This window comes from Tabrizicola sp. BL-A-41-H6 (assembly GCF_050632395.1).
In the GTDB taxonomy this organism is placed as follows: Bacteria; Pseudomonadota; Alphaproteobacteria; order Rhodobacterales; family Rhodobacteraceae; genus JAUYQR01.
In genome coordinates this window covers 160,288-177,780 of the sequence record NZ_CP192600.1, presented here as the reverse complement: position 1 = coordinate 177,780, position 17,493 = coordinate 160,288, and the positions used below count along the sequence as shown (strand labels likewise).

Here is a 17,493-nt window from a genome sequence, read left to right as displayed (position 1 = left end):
GGAAGTGGTCCTTAGGTTGTCAGGCCGCGAATAGCCGATTGGGCGGCGCGGAAACGGGCATGGCCCGCGTCGAAAGCGTCGGAAAGGGAGGCATCGGGTTCAATGACCCGGGCGATCTTGGGCAGGGTTGCAATCTCGGCCCCGGCACCGGTGGCGGCCATCAGGCCAAGCCGCGCGGCACCGTAAGCCCCGCCGAAATCGCCTGCAACCGGCACCTGCAGCGGCACGCCAAGCGCCGTGGCGATAGCGGACAGCCAGTAGTCGGAGCGTGAGCCGCCGCCCACTGCCAGAAGCGTGTTCAGCTTGGTCCCCGTCGCGGCCAGCACATCGCGGCAGTCACGGAAGGCAAACGCCACACCTTCCAGCACCGCCCGCGTGGCGGCGTTGCGGTCGGTGACATGTTCCAGCCCGGTGAACGCACCCCGCATGGTGGGGGAGTTGATCGGCGTCCGCTCGCCGCCAAGATAGGGCAGGAACACGGTCTTCCTAGGCGCTTGCAAGGGGCCAAGGTCGGCTGTCAGCGTCGCCGCATCCTGCCCGACCAGCCGCGCATACCAGTTCAAGGCATCCGTCGCGGCCAGGATCACGCCCATCTGGTGCCAGGTGTCCGGCACGGCATGGCAGAAGGTGTGAACGGCCGACGCCGGGTCCGGCTGATAGCCGTCATTCACCGCGAAAAGGACGCCCGAGGTGCCAAGCGACACGAACGCCTCACCCGCGCGCACCACACCGACGCCCACGCCGGAGGCGGCGTTGTCGCCGCCACCGCCGGCCACGATCACGCCTTTCGGCAGACCCCAGCGGGCGGCCAGCGCATCGCGCATCACGCCGGAGGGGGCCGAGCCTTCGACCAGCCGTGGCATGTTGGCCCGGCTGAACCCGGTGGCGGTCAACAGGTCATCCGACCAGTCGCGCTTGCCGGTATCGAACCACGCGGTGCCCGAGGCATCCGACATATCCCCGACATGCTCACCCGTCAGCCACAGCCGCAGATAATCTTTCGGCAGCAGGATCTTTGCGATCTTTTCCCAGATCCGCGGCTCGTGCTTCTGCACCCAGGCCACCTTCGGCGCGGTAAAGCCGGGAAACACGATGTTGCCGATGATCCGGCGGAACATCGGGTCTTCGTCCATCTCGGCCGCTTCGGCATGGGCGCGGGTGTCGTTCCACAGCATGCAGGGCCGCAGCACCTCGTCGCTCGCGTCCAGCAGCGTCGCGCCATGCATCTGGCCGGAAAGCCCGATCGCGCGCACGTCACCAAGGCCCTTTGCCGATAACTGGTCCATCACGGCTTCCGCCGCAGTGATCCAGTCCGACGGCGCCTGCTCGCTCCACCCGTCTGCCGGGCGGCTGACGGTCAGGGGGGCGGTCGCTTCGGCCACCACCACCTGCGCGTCGTCGATCAGAACCCCCTTCAGACCGGAGGTGCCAAGATCAAGGCCGATGTACATCACGCGGCCTTGGCGGGTTTTTTCCCGAGGATGATCATCGAAAGGATGTCTTCGTCGGTCACCTCATCGACGTTCACCGTCCCGACAAGCTGGCCGTTCTTCATCACCGACGCACGGTCACAGAGCTTCATCACGTTGTGGATGTCGTGCTCGATCAGGAAGATGCCAAGGCCCTGCGCCTTCAGCTCCTGGATCAGTTCCGACACCATCTGCGTCTCGTGCGGGCCAAGGGCTGCGGTGGGTTCGTCCATGATCAGGATCTTGGCGTTGAAATACACCGCCCGCGCGATGGCGACCGACTGGCGTTGACCGCCGGAAAGGGCGCTGACCGGCACGTTGAACTTGCGGAAGTTCGGGTTCAATCGCGCCATGATCTTGCGCGTCTCGGCTTCCATCTTCGATTCGTCGACGAAGCCGAAGGCGTTGACCAGCTCGCGCCCGAGAAACAGGTTCGATGCAGCGTCGAGGTTATCGGCCAAAGCCAGCGTCTGGTAGATCGTTTCGATGTTCAGCGCGCGGGCGTCGCGCGGGCTGTTGATATCGACCTTCTCGCCGTTGATCAGGATTTCGCCCGCGTCGGCCTTGTAAGCCCCCGACAGGCACTTGATCAGCGTCGATTTGCCAGCGCCGTTGTGGCCCAGAAGGCCCACAACTTCACCGGGGAAAAGATCGACGGTCACATGGTCGACCGCCTTGATCCCCCCGAAGGAAATCGAGATGTCGCGCAACTCGACCAGGGGAGTGCCGCTGTTCGGTTTTTTCATGGTCATTCCCCCGTCACTTGATGCGTTTGCGGTAGACGATGTCGAGCCAGACGGCGAACACCAGCGCGATGCCGATCACGATCCGCTGGTACGAACCGTCGCCAAAGCCGATCAGCACCATCCCGGTCTGCAACGACGTCAGGATCAGCGCGCCGATGATGGCGCCGTAGATCGTGCCGACGCCCCCTGCCAGCGAGGTGCCGCCAACCACGGCGGCGGCAATGACATAAAGCTCGTCAAGGTTACCCATCGCGTTGGTGGCCGAGTTCTGCCGCGCCGCGCCGATCACGGCGGCGATGCCCGCCAGACCGCCCATCAGGGTGAAGATCTTCACCGTCATGGCGCGGGTGTTGATGCCCGACAGGGCCGCAGCCTCGGGGTTGCCGCCGATGGCAAAGACATAGCGGCCAAACCGGGTGCGCGTCATCAGGATGGTCATGAAGATCGCCACCGCGATCAGGATCAGCACCGGATAGGCAAAGCCGTGGCCGAAGCTGGCGCAGACACCGCTGTAGATCGTGTCGTTGTCCTTGGCGCATTCCGGCAGTTCCTGCCCGATCGACGCATAGTATTTCTCGATGTTGCCCTTGGGCCAGATGTAGGAGTTGACCACCGCCGTCGCCCCGACGATCACAGAGCAGACAAGGCCGATCACGAAGGTCTCGGCCCAGACCGGGCGCAGCGCAAACCCGTGCGTGCGGCGCGACTTGCGTCCGCTGACGAAGGCCCAGACGACGAAGACGCAGGCGATGACCGCGAAGATCCAGCTTCCGGTCCGCCCCAGCGCGCCGAACGACCCGCCGCCGATCAGCGCGAAGTTTTCGTCCAGGGGCGCAATGGTCTTGCCCCCGGCGACCAGAAAGGCCGCGCCGCGCCACACCAGAAGGCCACCGAGCGTGACGATGAAGGACGGAATGCCGAGAAACGCTATCAGCATCCCCTGGAAGGCCCCGATCAGCGCGCCCATGGCGACGCCGAAGATCACCGTGATGATCCAGATCGAAGGATGCCCAAGACCAAGGGCAGGCGTCAGGTAGCTGATCTGAAGAAGGCCCATGTACATGCCGACCATGCCCATGATCGACCCGACCGAAAGGTCGATGTTGCGGGTGATGATCACCAGCACCATGCCCGTCGCCATGATGCCGATATAGGCGGTCTGGACGCTGAGGTTCCACAGGTTGCGCGGCGTCAGGAAGCCGTTCGCTTCGGCCTGCGCGGCACCAAGCAGCAACGAAGGCCGCCCAAGCACGATGGTCGAGTAGGCCTCGAAAGCCACCCAGATCAATACCAGGGCTCCGATCATGCCCAGAAGGCGGGGGTCGATCTCGGTCGCTCGCAGGAAGCGGGCTACTGCGCCGTCTTGCGACTGTGCTGTTTGGGGGGAATGGGGTGTGTCGGTCATGTCCTCGTCCAACCTATGAGAGGGAGGGGCCGGGGCCGCAAATGCGCGCAAAGCACGCACGTTGCGCCCACACATTGGGGCGCGAGGCCACCCGACTTCGAAAGAAGGTTCCGGCGCCACCCATTCGGGCGGCGCCGGAAAATCAGCCTAGATCACTGGCAAGCAGCGACGCCTTCCATGGCACCCTCGCAAGCCGCCTCTTTCGAGATGTGGCCTGCGTCGATCGCCAGGTTCAGCGTGTCCTTGGTGATCGGGGTCGGGTTCAGAAGGATTGCGTTCATTTCAACGCCCTTCTCGCCGCCCGAGAACTTGGACGCGCCCGGGATGGCGTCCAGTGCGGTGCCGTCAGCCAGCATGCCGGCGATTTCGCCAGCCGACTTGCCGAGGTCACGCGCGTTCTTCCAGACCGAAACGGTCTGCGTGCCGCGTGCGACACGGTTGATCGCAGCAAGGTCGCCGTCCTGGCCACCCAGCGGAACGTTCAGGCCCTGAGCGGCCAGAGCAGCAGCAGCGCCACCGGCCATGCCGTCGTTCTGCGCCAGAACCGCGTCCACCTTGTTGTTGGCGGCGGTCAGGATCTGCTCCATGTTCTTCTGGGCATTCTCAGGCTTCCAGCCGTCCGAGTTTGCTTCGCCGACGATCACGATGTCGCCCGAGGCAACAGCCGCACCGATGACTTCTTCCATGCCCTGACGCAGGAAGCCGACGTTCGGGTCACCCGGGTCGCCCTTGATGATCGCGTAGTTGCCCTTCGGCGCCACCTTGAAGACTTCCTGTGCGATGATCCGGCCAACGCCGACGTTGTCGAACGTCAGATAGAAGGTACGGGCGTCTTCGATCAGACGGTCGTAACCCACAACCGGGATACCTTCGGCAGCGGCTTTCTCGATGGCCGGCCCGATGGCGTCCTTGTCCCAGGCGTTGATGATCAGCGCGTCAACGCCCTGAGCGATCAGCGCGTCGATGTCCGACAGCTGCTTTTCAGCAGAGGCTTGGGCGTCGGCCGAGACGTACTCGTTGCCAGCCGCTTCGATAGCAGCCTTCATGGCCGCTTCGTCGATCTTCCAGCGCTCTTCCTGAAACTGAGCCCAGGAAACGCCGATCTTCTTGCCTTCAGCCAAAGCAGCCGACGAGAAGCCAGTCACCGCCACGATGGCGGCGAGAATTGCGGTACGCATAAGTATCCTCCCTATGGATATCGGCCAGCGCATGGCCGGCCCGGCAGATTCGCCGGAACGGGCGGAAAAGTGCCGCGAATAATTTCAGTTGTCAAAATAAAAATAACGGTCAATCTTGGACTCGCCCGCAGATTGACCGTTTTCGTGCTGCCACGCAGCATTCTGCAGGCGCAAAACGAGAGATTTCAGCATTTTTCCTTCGGAGACCAAAGAAATGGCGGCCCGCGCGGTCAGGACAGCAGGATCAGACGGCCGCAAGGGCGTTGGCCCGCTGATTCCCGCCCTGCAGGACAACCAGCGCCCTCTCCGCCAGCAGGTCTTTGAACAGGTGCGGGCGGCGGGTCTGATTCCCCGTGTGCAGGTCGCCAAGGATCTGGGCATCAGCCCGGCCACCGTCACGACGCTGACCCTTGAACTGATCGCCGCCGGACTGATCGAAGAGGTCGCCGCCCCCCGCGACGGCGAGGTCGGTCGAGGCCGCCCGGCGGTGGCGCTGGGCGTGCGCGCCGACGCCCATCATGTCGCGGGCATGAAGCTGTCGGACCGCGAACATACCGCCGTGATCGTCGATTTCGCGGGCAACCTGATCGCCGACGACGTGATCCCGCGCCGCCCCGGCCCGATGTCGGTGGCCGAAATCCTTGACGCGATCGAGGCGCTTCTGAACCGGGTCTGCGCCAAGGCAGGCATGGCGCGCAGCGACCTGTCGGCCGTCGGCATCGGCGTTCCCGGGTTTGTCGACGTGGCCGAAGGCGTGGTGCTTTGGTCCTCGGTGCTGGTCGACCGCGCGGTGCCGCTGGCCGCCGCCGCCGGGGCGCGGCTGGGCCTGCCGGTGACCATCGACAACGACGCCAACCTCGTGGCGCTGGCCGAACTGTGGTTCGGCGCCGGTCGTGCGCTGTCGGATTTCGCGGTCGTGACCATCGAACACGGCGTCGGCATGGGCTTTGTGATGAACCACCGCATCTACCGCGGCGCTCAACGCTTGGGGATGGAACTGGGCCACACCAAGGTGCAGCTTGACGGTGCGCTCTGCCGCTGCGGGCAGCGCGGCTGCCTTGAGGCCTATGTTGCCGACTACGCCTTGGCGCGCGAGGCGACGACGGCGCTGAACTGGGGCCACAAGGAGGGCCAGTCGATCGCGGTCCTGCTGGAAAGCCTCTATGACCACGCCAAGGCCGGCAACGCCACCGCGCGGTCGATCTTTCGCCGCGCAGGGCGCTATCTGGCGGTCGGGCTTTCGAACGTGATCAACCTTTTCGACCCCGCCCTCATCATCTTGTCGGGCGAGCGGATGCGGTATGACTACCTTTACGCCGCCGAAACACTGGCCGAGATGGACAATCTGGCGATCAACACCGGACGCCCCCGCCCCCCCATCGAGATCCACGCCTGGGGGGATCTTTTGTGGGCGCATGGCGCGGCGGCGCTGGCGCTGTCGGCGGTCAGCGAGGCGATTCTGGCGCCCGCACGGGAAATCGCGGCGCAGTAGCCAGCGTGGGACTGGAGGGTTTCACACCCTCCAGACCTCCCGTGGGATATTTGGAGAAGAGGAAGCCGGGTCAGGATTCAGCGTCAAGAAGCGCTGCAAGCCCCGCCTGATAGCTGGGGTGAAGCAGCCGCACGCCAAGGTCGATGCGGATGCGGTCGTTCCTGACCTTTTTCGATTCGCTGTAAAAGCTGCGCGCCATCGGCGTCATGTCCGCAGTGTCGAAATCGACCGCGGGCGGTTCCGGCAGGCCAAGCAGGCGCGCGGCATAGCCCAGCACGTCTTCGGGCGGGGCGGGGTTGTCGTCGCAGACGTTGTAGGCGGTGCCGGGTGCCGGCTTGCGGATCGAGGTTTCCAGCACCAGCGCGATATCATCGACATGGCAGCGGCTGAACACCTGCCCCGGCTTGATGATCCGCCGCGCGGTGCCGTCGCGCACCTTTTCGAACGGCCCGCGACCGGGGCCATAGATGCCCGCTAGCCGGAAGATATGCACCGGCAGCCCCGTCGCGCGCCATTGCGCTTCGGCCAGCACACGCCAGCGGCCTCGGTCGGAACTGGGGGTGAGGGCTGTGTTCTCATCCACCCAGCCACCCTGATGGTCGCCGTAGACCCCGGTGGTGGAAAGGTAGCCCACCCACTCTGGCCGCGCCGCGGCCATTTCGGGAACGGCGGCAAGGAACGGATCGCCCGCCGCATCGGGCGCGGCAGAGGCAAGGACATGCGTGGCGCGCGCTAGGGCAGGGCCAAGGTCGCCGGGCCAGAGCAGCGGTTCCACTCCGTCGCGGCGCAGCGCCTCGGCCTTGGCGGGGCTGCGGGTGGTGCCGATCACCGTCCAGCCTTGTGGCAGAAGGCGGCGGGCGAGGGCTTGGGCCGAATAGCCGTGACCAAGGGAGAGAAGCGTTGACATGCCCGCAACTATCGGGGGGCGGCGGGGCGGGCGCAAGGGACTTGCGGCATTGAAAAAGCGGGATCATGCTTGCCCAAAGCGGGGATGGCGATGGCAGATCACAGCTTGAAAGGCGCACTGGGGTTGACCGGGCCGGAGGCCTGCCTTGCCTACTACCGCGACTGGGCCGCCAACTACGACAGCGGCTTTGCCGAAGGGATGGAATATCTGCTGCCTGCGCATGTCGCGGCGGCCTTTCTTGGCAGCGGCGGCGCAGGCCCGGTTCTGGATGTGGGCGCAGGCACCGGGCTGCTGGCTGAACGGTTGCGCGGCATGGGGTTTCACGCCCCGATCGACGGCGTGGACTTTTCGCCCGAGATGCTGGCGCGTGCGGCTGAAAAGCATGTCTACCGCGCGCTGGTGCAGGCCGACATCACCCGCCCGCTGGCCCTGCCTCGGCAGTATCGCGGCATCGTCAGTTCCGGCACCTTCACTGCAGGGCACGTGGGGCCCGAGGCGCTGCCAAACCTGCTGGACGTGGCCATGCCTTCAGCACAGGTGGCGCTGTCGATCAACCGGCGGGTCTGGACCAAGGCCGGGTTTGACCGCGCCCTTGACGGGCTTTCGCAGGCCGGGCGGATTGCCGACCTCCACCTGATCGAGGTCGAGGTCTATGGTGCGGCAGCCGCCGCCGTGGATGCCGATCACGCGGCCGACCGGGCGCTGATCGCGCTCTTTCGGGTGACCTGACGCAGGCCCCGTCATGACGGCGTCACTTGCGAAGCGCTAGGGGTTCGGGCTTATATGCCCGATCAAAACGCAGGACCACCGATGCAGGACGACGCCCAGACCGCCACCCTTTGCCCGCCACCCCGCGCCTCGGTCAGCTTTACCGATGCCAACGAAGCGGTGGCGCTGCTGGAGGAGTTGTATGCCGAGGCGACGGCCTTCCTCGCCCGGCATTTCAGCGAGACGGTGACCAAGGGCCGCCCCGGCGCGCGGATCAGGGCCTTCTACCCCGAAATCCGGTTGACAGTGACCAGCTTCGACAAGATCGACTCGCGCCTGTCCTTTGGCCACGTGTCCAGCCCCGGCACCTATGCCACGACCGTCACGCGGCCCGACCTCTTTCGCAACTATCTGGTGCAGCAGATCGAGCTTCTGATCGAAAACCACGGCGTATCGGTGGACATCGGGCCATCGTCGACACCAATTCCGGTGCATTTTGCCGTGGCGGGCAATCCCGATGTGTCGGTGCCGCAGGAAGGCGTGATGGACTTCTCGCTGCGCGACATCTTTGACGTGCCGGACCTGGCCACCACGAACGATGACATCGTGAATGGCATGATGACGCATTATGCCGATGGCTCGGCGCCATTGGCACCATTCACCGCACAGCGCGTGGACTACAGCCTCGCGCGGCTGACGCATTACACCGCCACCGACCCGCGGCATTTCCAGAACCACGTCCTCTTCACGAACTACCAGTTCTACATCGAAGAGTTCGAGGCCTTTGCCCGAACCGCGCTGGCCGACCCCACCAGCGGCTACACCGCCTTCGTGGCAACCGGGAACCAGGAGATCACGACACCCGATGGCGTGATCCTGCCGCTGACCAAGCTGCCGCAGATGCCGACCTACCATCTGAAGCGAGCCGATGGGCAGGGCATCACGCTGGTCAACATCGGCGTCGGCCCGTCGAACGCCAAGACCGCGACCGACCACATCGCCGTGCTGCGCCCCCACGCCTGGCTGATGGTGGGGCACTGTGCAGGCCTCAGGAACAGCCAGAGCCTTGGCGATTTCGTCCTCGCCCACGCCTATCTCCGCGACGACCATGTGCTGGACGACGATCTGCCCGTCTGGGTGCCGATCCCCGCGCTGGCGGAAATCCAGATCGCGTTGGAGCAGGCGGTGGCCGACGTCACCCAGCTTGAGGGGTATGAGTTGAAGCGCATCATGCGCACCGGCACCGTGGCCACCATCGACAACCGCAACTGGGAGCTGCGCGACCAGTCCGGCCCCGTCCGCCGCCTGTCGCAATCGCGCGCCGTGGCGCTCGACATGGAGTCGGCCACCATCGCCGCCAACGGCTTTCGTTTTCGCGTTCCCTACGGCACGCTTCTGTGCGTTTCCGACAAGCCCTTGCACGGCGAATTGAAGCTACCGGGCATGGCGTCCGAGTTCTACAAGACCCAGGTAAGCCGCCACCTTCAGATCGGCATCCGCGCGATGGAACGGCTGCGCGACACGCCGCTGGGCCGCCTGCACAGCCGGAAGTTGCGCAGTTTCGAGGAAACCGCCTTCCTCTGAGCCGCTGAAAAACGCGCTAAATCGGGGGACAGTTACGGTTCGGGGGTTGATTTCGGGCCGGAAACTGTGTGTTTGGACGGTGGCCTCGTTCACGAGGGGGCCGTTGCCTGCGCTCGCGGGCCGGCTTTTGCAATTATAACCATAAAGGATGATCCAATGTCCAAACCGATGACCAAGACGCAGCTTGTGGCCGCCGTGGCCGACGAAATGGGCGGCGACAAGAAGACCGCTTCTGCCGCTCTGGATGCGATCGCCGCCGTTGTGGCGCGTGAAGTTGCCGCTGGCGGCGCGATCACGCTGCCGGGTCTGGGCAAGGTTGCCTGCAAGGCCCGTCCCGAGCGTCAGGTCCGCAACCCCGCCACCGGCGAGACGATGATGAAGCCTGCCGACAAGCAGGTGAAGTTCGCCATCGCGAAGTCGCTGAAAGACATCGTCAACGGCTGATCCTTGCCGCAAGGCATCGGACGTGGGAGGGTCGCCCTGGGCGGCCCTTTTGCATTCGGGGGTGGGCATGGCACATGTTACCGGCATCGGCGGCATCTTCTTTCGCGCCGGCGACCCCGAAGGCAACCCGATCGAGCTGTGGGAGCCGCCGCCGGTTGACCGCGCCGCCGCCGCCCTGTAGCCCCAAGGCCTAAGCCGGGGGACCACACGTGGACATTCGCGCAATCCTGATGGGCACGGCCTTCGCGCTGATGTGGTCTTCGGCCTTTGCCACCGCGCGGGTGATCGTGGCCCACGCGCCGCCCCTTGCCTCGCTTTGCCTGCGCTTCCTGATCTCGGGCCTCCTCGCCGTGGTCATCGCCCGCGCGCTGGGCCAGACATGGCGGCTGACACGGCCGCAGGCACGGTCTGTCATCGTGTTCGGCCTGTGCCAGAATGCGCTCTACCTTGGCCTCAACTTCGTCGCGATGCAGACGGTCGAGGCGTCGCTGGCCGCCATCATCGCCGCCTCGATGCCATTGATCGTCGCGGCGCTGGGCTGGATATTCCTGCGCCAGAAGGTGCCGGCGCTGGGCGTCGCCGGGCTGGTCGTCGGCATGGCGGGCGTCGGGCTGATCATGGGCACGCGGATTTCCGGCGGGGCCGATCCGGTGGGCATCGCCCTGTGCGTCGCGGGCGCGGTGGCACTTGCCGTCGCCACCCTTACCTTGCGCGGCGCCACCTCGGGCGGCAACCTCCTGATGATCGTCGGCCTGCAGATGCTGGTCGGTGCGCTGGTCCTCGGCCTCGTTTCTGCAGGAACAGAGACGCTTTTCATCCGCTGGTCGCCCTCTCTGGTCGCCGCCTTTGCCTACCAGATCCTGATCCCCGGCCTGACCGCCACGCTGCTCTGGTTCTCATTGGTCGGCAGGATCGGTACGGTTCGCGCCTCGGCGTTCCACTTCCTCAACCCGTTTTTCGGTGTGTTGATCGCGGCGCTTCTCCTCGGCGAATCCATTCGCGCGCTCGACATGCTGGGCGTCGTGATCGTGATGGCAGGCATCCTTGCCGTGCAACTGGCGCGGATGCAGGGGGCGAAGGCCGAACCTCCGCCCGCCTGACGTCAGGCTGCGGTCTGGCCCGCATTCATGGCCGCATCCGCCTCCAGCGCCCTCTGCCGTGCGGGGCGTGCCATGCAGCGGGCCACCCAGTCTCGGATCACGGCGTCATCGGGCGTAAGATCCTTGAACCAGGCATAGGGTGAATGCACCAGAAGGTCGGCGGCGGAATATTGTTCACCCATCAGCCACGGCCCCTTTTCCAAGGCCGCACGGATGCGCGCCGTCGCCTCCTCCGGTCCGCGAAAGGTTGCGGTCAGCGCCGGGTGCGACAGATTGGCGAATGAATGGATCAGAACCGGCTCTAACACGCCCTGATACCACGTCAGCCAGCTTGCAAAGACGCCCCACTCCGGCGTGCCGGGTTTCGGTGACAGCCCGCTGTCGGGAAACAGCCCGCACAGGTGCAGCATGATCGCGCCGCGTTCGGTGATCACCTGCCCATCATGCACCAGCGCCGGCACCTTGCCTTCCGGGTGCGGGTTTGCCGGGTCGCGGCGGCCCGACCCATCGAACCGAGCGATGTCAACGATGCGGGTCTCGACCCGATCCTGTATCCCAATTTCCTCGATCAGCGTCAGGATCGCCGAAGAGCGCGAGTTCGGTGAATGGATGAAGGTCAGCATGGCAATTCTCCTTTTGCGTTTTCCATGCGGATGAGAATACTGAACCCCTCCTGCCAGAATCCGTCAGGAACCCATGCCCCGCGCCGACCGTCTTTTCCGCCTCTTGACCGCCATGCGCCTGCTGCCGCAGCCGGTAACGGCCGCGCGTCTGGCCGAAGAAACCGGCGTGTCGGAACGCACGCTCTACCGAGACATTGATGCCCTGCGCGCCGGCGGTGCCCTGATCGACGGCGCGGCGGGCGTCGGCTACACCCTGACCGAAGACCCCGCCCTGCCACCGCAGATGTTCACCCGGCTGGAGGTGGAGGCGCTGGTCCTCGGGCTGGCCGAGGTGCGGATGGCGGGCGATCCGGCCTTGGCCAAGGCTGCGGCCGCAGCGCAGGCCAAGATCGTGGCGACGCTGCCCGAACGGGTGCAGCGGCAGGCGATGCATTCGGTCCTACAGACCTACCGCTTCGAAAAGCGCCCGCCCGCGCCGCCGCATCTGGCCCTGATCCGCGAAGCGGCGTGGGAGGAACGCGCACTCGACATCCGCTACCGCGACAAGGTGGGCGCGCTGACTGATCGGCGCATCTGGCCCCTGAGCGTGGTGTTTCTGGACCGCGAGCTGATGTGCCTCGGCTGGTGCTGCCTGCGGCAGGATTTCCGCCGTTTCAAGCTGGGCATGATGGAAGCGGTGATACGCACCGACGAAAGCTTCCGTCCCCGCCGCGTGCCATTGCTACGCGAGTTTCTGGCACAGATGCGGGCGGGGCCAAGAGCCACGCCGTCGACGTGAAAGTGTTAACAGGTCGCTAAATTCGAAACCAAGCCTTTGATTTCACTGGGTTCGAAAAATGTCCCACCGTGGGACATCACCCGATGTGCCCCCGGACCCCCCCGGTCTGCCCCCGGTCCAGCAGCAGGTGGTCAAGGATAACACAAGCCATCATCGCCTCGCCCACCGGCACCGCCCGGATGCCCACGCAAGGATCATGCCGCCCCTTGGTGATCAGGTCCGTCTCAGCCCCACCCGAGGTGATCGTCTGCCTCGGCGTCAGGATCGAAGAGGTCGGCTTCACCGAAAACCTGCACACCACCGGCTGCCCGGTCGAGATGCCCCCAAGGATCCCCCCGGCATGGTTCGACAGATACTCCGGCCCATCTGGCCCCATCCGGATCTCGTCGGCATTCTCCACCCCGGTCAGGGCGGCCGCTGCCATCCCCTCGCCAATCTCCACGCCCTTGACCGCGTTGATCGACATCATCGCCGCCGCCAGATCGCTGTCCAGCTTGCCATAAAGCGGCGCGCCCAAGCCAGCCGGCACACCCTCCGCCACCACCTCGATGATCGCCCCGACCGAGTTATGGGATTTCCGCAGCTCGTCCAGATACACCGCCCAATCGGCGGTAGCCTGCGGGTCCGGCGTCCAGAACGGGTTGCGCTCGATCTCGGCCGCGTCGAACCGGCTGCGGTCGATCTGGTGCGGCCCCATCTGGACCATGTAGCCGGTGATTTTGACCAACGGCGCGAGGCTTGCCAGCACCTTGCGCGCCACACCTCCCGCCGCAACCCGCGCCGCAGTCTCGCGCGCCGACGACCGACCGCCGCCCCGATAATCACGCACCCCGTATTTCTGGTGGTAGGTGATGTCGGCATGCCCCGGCCGGAACGACTGCGCGATATCGCCGTAATCCTTGGACCGCTGGTCGGTGTTTTCGATCATCAGCTGGATCGGCGTGCCGGTCGTCACGCCCTCGAACACGCCCGACAGGATACGAACCTCGTCCGCCTCCTGCCGCTGGGTGGTGTATTTGTTCTGTCCGGGTTTGCGCCGGTCGAGCCAGGGCTGGATATCGGCTTCGGCAAGGGCGATGCCCGGTGGACAGCCGTCGACTGTGCAGCCGATGGCCGGTCCGTGGCTTTCGCCCCAGGTGGTGACGCGGAAGAGGTGGCCGAAGGTGTTGAGGCTCATCGTTCGCTCCGTGGCTTCGTGCGAGGCATAAGCGATACGTGGCAGGGGATAAATGGGAAACTGGTGCCGCATGTGGCCAGCGTGTGGGGGGTTTCACACCCCCCACACCCCCCGTGGGATATTTGGAGAAGAGGAAGCCCCTGGGTCAGGAACCTTGCTTGATCTGGGGGGCGAGGTCGTGGGTTGAGGGGACGCCGACGATGCGAAGGACGGAAAGGCCGAGGGTAACGTCGACCGCGCCGTCGGGGCGGCGGGTGACGGTGGGGGGTCTTGGCCAGGCGGTGAGGTCGTAGACCTGGCTTTCAGTCCACTGGCTGACGTGGGTGACGCCGCCGTAGGCGAGGATGAAGACGACCGCGCCGGGGCCAGGGTCGATGTGGTTGATGCCGGTGCCGGCGTGGACGGTGTCGTTTCCGCCGCCAAGGTGGATGCGGTTGCGGCCGGGGCCGGTGTGGATGACGGAAGATCCGTCGCCGTCCACCACGAGGTCATTGCCGTGTCCGGCGCGGATCAGGTTGCGGGCGGCGGTGCCGATGATCGTATCGTTGCCGGTACCGCCGTCGAGCGTATCGCGCCCGCCTCCGCCGAGGAGATAATCGTTGCCGGCACCGCCGAAGAACTGGTGGCGCGAGGCTTCGGACGCCGAAATCGCGATCAGCCGGTCGTCGCCATCACCGCCGTGAAAGATCGCACCGCCGTATTTCGGGCCGATCATCACATCGTTCCCGCGTGAACCGCGCACGTCAACCAAAACGCGTTCGGTCGTCTCGAAGGTGATCGGGCTGTCGGGATGCGCGACGATGCGGAGGGTGCGGGCCTCCTGTTTTGCGGCGGCGGGGTCTTCGTGACGGGCGACAACGGTGGCGATGCGGATGTTTTCCACATTCATCGGGCAGTGGAGGACATAGCCATCAGGGCCGCCCATGTACCACAGCGTGTCGGTCCCGCCGTCCTTTGCCTCGCGGATCTTCTCGACCTCGGCGCCGTAGGCCCAGTAGTTGTCGTTGCCGCGGCGGCCTTCGAGGACGACCGAGCCGTCCACCGCCATCATGGCATTGACGCCATCTGCCGGGTTTTCGAATCCGCGCAGGTCGAGGCCGAGGTCGAGCGCGCCCCGCACCAGTTCGGCGCGCAGGAAATCCATCGGCGCGGTGGCGGCAAGGTTTTCCGTCTCGCCCGGGTCGGCGACGACATCGTAGACATGCTCCTCGCCGTTGGGGTAGCGGAAGTAGCGGAGGTTGCGATAGCCCTTGACCGAGGGACGGACCGAAAGGGTGCCGAACACCGAGGTGATCGGGGATTTCGTGGTGTCGAAACTGCCGAAGGACGGGTCGATCAGCGGCAGCAGGCTTTGACCGGACACCCAGTCGGGGCGCGGGGGCAAACCCGCGAGCTGCATGATGGTTTTCGGAAAGTTGTGCAGCGAAATTGGCAGGTCTTCAAGGCGGCCAGCGTCCATCCGTGGGCTCCAGATGCCGAACGGGACGTGGGCGGCAGAGTCCCACTGGCTCATCTTGTGAAAGCTATCGTGGTTGCCGAGGTTGAAGCCATTGTCTGAGAGGAAGATGACCGTGGTGTTCTGCCCTAGCGGCGAAGCTTCGAGAGCGGTCAGGAAGCGGCCGATCTCATCGTCGACATGGCTGATCGCGGCGAAATAGGCGCGCACGACCTGCCGCCAAGCCTCGTCACCGGATTTTTCGGGCGTCCAGGTGCCGTTGGCGATGTAGGCCGCCTCATAGACCGCGAAGCCGGGTTGGGGCCCGTGGTAATCATCGGCGTGGGCGATATCGGGCCACCGGATCGCGGCGGCATCGTATTGCGCGTAGAAGCGGTCGGGACATTCAAGGTTGTAGTGCGGGTGCTTGAAGCCAAGCTGGATCAGGTGGCGGCGCGAAGTGTTCGCGCGACCAACGAAGTCGATCGCGTTTTGGGCGACGGAATGGTCGTAGAACAGGTCGTCCTGCGAGCCGTCGTCGTTGGGGTGGTTGATACCGGCAATGCCGGGGCCGCGGTCGAGGTAGTAGTTCACCTTGGTGCGCGTGCCGCTGTCTTGCGCTGGGACATCCTCGTGGAAAAGCACGCGGCGATAGCGTTCCGGCATCGGGCGGTAGGTGGCGTCCACTTTGCCGGTGGTGAAGGTGTAGAACCCCGCGCGGCGCAGATCGTAGGCCCATGCCTTTTCCGGTGGCAGAACCTGGCGCCAGAACCGGTTGAGGTCGACCAGACCGGTGCGGAATGGCGACAGACCAGTGGCAAGTTCGGCCCGGCAGGGCGCGCAAAGCGGGATCGTGGCGTAGGCGTTGGCAAAGCGGATGCCCCGGTTCAGCAGGCGGTCGAGGTTCGGGGTCTGGATTTCGATGCCGAAGGAATTGCGCCAGGTGAAGACGTCAATCATGTCATCGACCCAGATGACGCAGATGTTGTCTTGCGCGATCGCCTCGGCGGTAAAGGGCATCAGGCTTGGCCGTCGGTTAGTCGCAGCCGTGCGGGCAGCGCCCAGCGGTGCATGCCGTTGGCCGACCAGGTGTCGCGCAGCGCACCACGGTTGGCCGGGAAGGGGCCGGGATGCGGGGCGGCGCCATGCGCGTAGGCGACATGGATGTCGTCGCCTTCGGGGCGGCGGGTAAGGCGCAATCGCACGGATTTCGGATCGTCGGCGTCAACTTCGGCCGCGCGCAACGTGGCGCCGTTGGTCACCCCGGACAGGTGGAATCCGGCGCAGGGACCGGCGGCAAAGGGATCGGAAGGGTCGATCACCAAAGGTGAGGCGCTGTCGCAGACAAGGCGGATGTCGTCGCCGTGGCGTTCGGCAAGCTGGATCGTCGGACAGTCCCAGCGGTCTTCGGCTTGGAGGGCAACCAGCGCTTCGGCGGCGATCTGTGCCTTCAGGCGGCGGCCTTCGTCGGTAAGGCGGCCCGTATCGTCGATCGGGAGGGCATAGCTTGGCGCGGTGAAGTGCAGCCGGTGGTCGGCATGGTTCCACGCAAGTTCCCACTGGCCGGTCAGGGCGGGGCCTTCGGTGATGCTGTGGGTGCCGCAATCGAAGGCTGCAAGGAAGATCGGGCGCGCAAGACCGTGTCGGCCGAGGCTTTGGGTGATGCGTTCCATCAGGGCAATCATCCCGTCGCGGTAGGCAATCGGATCGCCCGTGACGTCCTCGAGAACGAAATCGAGGGTGACGGCCAGAACCTGCGCGGTCGTTCCGAGGCTGGCAGCGGCGGCTTTCAGGTTGGCAAGCGCGCGATTGAAATTTGCCAGCGCCTCGCCGAAGGCGAGGTCGGCGGCACCGGCGGCGCGGTCGGTTTCGGCGCGGACGAAGAACAGCGGCAGTGACAGGCTGGCCTCGCGCCGCCGTGCAAGAAGTGCGTCGGCAATCAACGCCTCGTGGGTCAGTTCGGTCAGGTTCTGCAACAGGGCAGTCGCAGGTGCGCTGCCGTCGCCCGCCATGCCGACAGCGCCGATGTCATCGGCGGGCGTCACGACGTGGTAGGGAAAGCGAGCCGGGCCGGGCGAGGCCAGCGCCGCACGCGCGCCGCCGATTGCAAGAAGCGCAAGGAGCGGGCCACGCGCTTCGGCGATCATTCCGCCACCGGCGGCGTGGCGGCGGTAGGCACGCGCGCTGTCGCCGCCGGGCAGGTTGCCGTGAAAGTGAGTCCAGTCGCCGTCGTGCTGAACCGACCAGATGTCGAGATCGTCTGGCAGCGGCTGCGGCACCGGCTTTTCGGGGGCGGCAGGCGGCGGGGGCAGGCGGGCCGCGATATCGACAATCACCCGGTCGGCAAGGTGCAGGATCAGGCCGCTTTCATCATAGCCGATCACGTCGCCGTTCGCCGCGCGCAGCAAGGTGCCGGTCTTGGCGGGGGAAGGTTGGTCGGGCATCAG

15 protein-coding genes are annotated in these 17,493 nt (G+C 65.5%); 6 read left to right on the top strand and 9 right to left on the bottom strand.

The window, feature by feature from the left end; genetic code table 11:
• Positions 1 to 11: 11 nt before the first annotated feature.
• From xylB to ACROUL_RS00825, 4 genes are all read right to left on the bottom strand, one after another.
• Positions 12 to 1,451 carry a xylulokinase gene (xylB, locus tag ACROUL_RS00840; protein WP_431297670.1) on the bottom strand — a complete coding sequence of 480 codons (1,440 nt, stop codon included), beginning with the start codon at positions 1,449 to 1,451 and terminating at the stop codon, positions 12 to 14.
• Positions 1,451 to 2,221, bottom strand: a complete 771-nt coding sequence (locus ACROUL_RS00835) for an ATP-binding cassette domain-containing protein (RefSeq protein ID WP_431297669.1) — start codon at positions 2,219 to 2,221, stop codon at positions 1,451 to 1,453. The genes xylB and ACROUL_RS00835 overlap by 1 nt, the downstream gene beginning before the upstream one ends.
• A 7-nt stretch (positions 2,222 to 2,228) precedes the next feature.
• The gene (locus ACROUL_RS00830; protein WP_431297668.1) at positions 2,229 to 3,620 is read right to left on the bottom strand and encodes a sugar ABC transporter permease; all 1,392 of its coding nucleotides are present in this window, start codon (positions 3,618 to 3,620) and stop codon (positions 2,229 to 2,231) included.
• Between the two features lie 152 nt (positions 3,621 to 3,772).
• The gene (locus ACROUL_RS00825; RefSeq protein WP_431297667.1) at positions 3,773 to 4,798 is read right to left on the bottom strand and encodes a substrate-binding domain-containing protein; all 1,026 of its coding nucleotides are present in this window, start codon (positions 4,796 to 4,798) and stop codon (positions 3,773 to 3,775) included.
• 214 nt (positions 4,799 to 5,012) lie between these two features.
• Here ACROUL_RS00825 and ACROUL_RS00820 point away from each other — a divergent pair, with 214 nt between their 5' ends.
• Positions 5,013 to 6,290, top strand: a complete 1,278-nt coding sequence (locus ACROUL_RS00820) for an ROK family protein (protein ID WP_431297666.1) — start codon at positions 5,013 to 5,015, stop codon at positions 6,288 to 6,290.
• A 70-nt stretch (positions 6,291 to 6,360) separates the two neighbouring features.
• Here the strand turns inward: ACROUL_RS00820 and ACROUL_RS00815 are convergent, their stop codons facing one another.
• Positions 6,361 to 7,197 (bottom strand): SDR family oxidoreductase, encoded by an 837-nt coding sequence (locus tag ACROUL_RS00815; RefSeq protein ID WP_431297665.1) that lies wholly within the window; start codon positions 7,195 to 7,197, stop codon positions 6,361 to 6,363.
• Positions 7,198 to 7,287: 90 nt separating this feature from the next.
• On the opposite strand from ACROUL_RS00815, the gene ACROUL_RS00810 reads away from it, so the two are divergent.
• The 4 genes from ACROUL_RS00810 (at position 7,288) to ACROUL_RS00795 (ending at position 11,033) form a co-directional block, all read left to right on the top strand.
• Complete coding sequence (locus ACROUL_RS00810) at positions 7,288 to 7,926, top strand: class I SAM-dependent DNA methyltransferase (RefSeq protein ID WP_431297664.1); 639 nt, start codon at positions 7,288 to 7,290, stop codon at positions 7,924 to 7,926.
• A gap of 81 nt (positions 7,927 to 8,007) precedes the next feature.
• The gene (locus ACROUL_RS00805; protein WP_431297663.1) at positions 8,008 to 9,489 is read left to right on the top strand and encodes an AMP nucleosidase; all 1,482 of its coding nucleotides are present in this window, start codon (positions 8,008 to 8,010) and stop codon (positions 9,487 to 9,489) included.
• Between the two features lie 156 nt (positions 9,490 to 9,645).
• Positions 9,646 to 9,933, top strand: a complete 288-nt coding sequence (locus ACROUL_RS00800; protein ID WP_305567952.1) for an HU family DNA-binding protein — start codon at positions 9,646 to 9,648, stop codon at positions 9,931 to 9,933.
• Positions 9,934 to 10,142: 209 nt separating this feature from the next.
• The gene (locus ACROUL_RS00795) at positions 10,143 to 11,033 is read left to right on the top strand and encodes a DMT family transporter (RefSeq protein WP_431297662.1); all 891 of its coding nucleotides are present in this window, start codon (positions 10,143 to 10,145) and stop codon (positions 11,031 to 11,033) included.
• Positions 11,034 to 11,035: 2 nt separating this feature from the next.
• On the opposite strand, the gene ACROUL_RS00790 is transcribed toward ACROUL_RS00795, so the two are convergent.
• Positions 11,036 to 11,656, bottom strand: coding sequence for a glutathione S-transferase family protein (locus tag ACROUL_RS00790; RefSeq protein ID WP_431297661.1), 621 nt, complete (start codon positions 11,654 to 11,656; stop codon positions 11,036 to 11,038).
• Between the two features lie 73 nt (positions 11,657 to 11,729).
• Here ACROUL_RS00790 and ACROUL_RS00785 point away from each other — a divergent pair, with 73 nt between their 5' ends.
• Positions 11,730 to 12,434: a helix-turn-helix transcriptional regulator gene (locus ACROUL_RS00785; RefSeq protein WP_431297660.1), complete on the top strand. Its 705-nt coding sequence runs from the start codon at positions 11,730 to 11,732 to the stop codon at positions 12,432 to 12,434.
• A gap of 76 nt (positions 12,435 to 12,510) precedes the next feature.
• Here the strand turns inward: ACROUL_RS00785 and aroC are convergent, their stop codons facing one another.
• The 3 genes from aroC to ACROUL_RS00770 all read right to left on the bottom strand — a co-directional run bounded on the left by aroC (position 12,511) and on the right by ACROUL_RS00770 (position 17,490).
• Positions 12,511 to 13,611 (bottom strand): chorismate synthase, encoded by a 1,101-nt coding sequence (gene aroC, locus ACROUL_RS00780; protein ID WP_431297659.1) that lies wholly within the window; start codon positions 13,609 to 13,611, stop codon positions 12,511 to 12,513.
• Between the two features lie 145 nt (positions 13,612 to 13,756).
• The gene (locus ACROUL_RS00775; protein ID WP_431297658.1) at positions 13,757 to 16,066 is read right to left on the bottom strand and encodes a sulfatase-like hydrolase/transferase; all 2,310 of its coding nucleotides are present in this window, start codon (positions 16,064 to 16,066) and stop codon (positions 13,757 to 13,759) included.
• Entirely contained in the window at positions 16,066 to 17,490 is a 1,425-nt protein-coding gene (locus ACROUL_RS00770) for a hypothetical protein (protein WP_431297657.1), read from the bottom strand. Before ACROUL_RS00770 ends, ACROUL_RS00775 begins: the two co-directional genes overlap by 1 nt.
• Positions 17,491 to 17,493 lie beyond the last annotated feature (3 nt).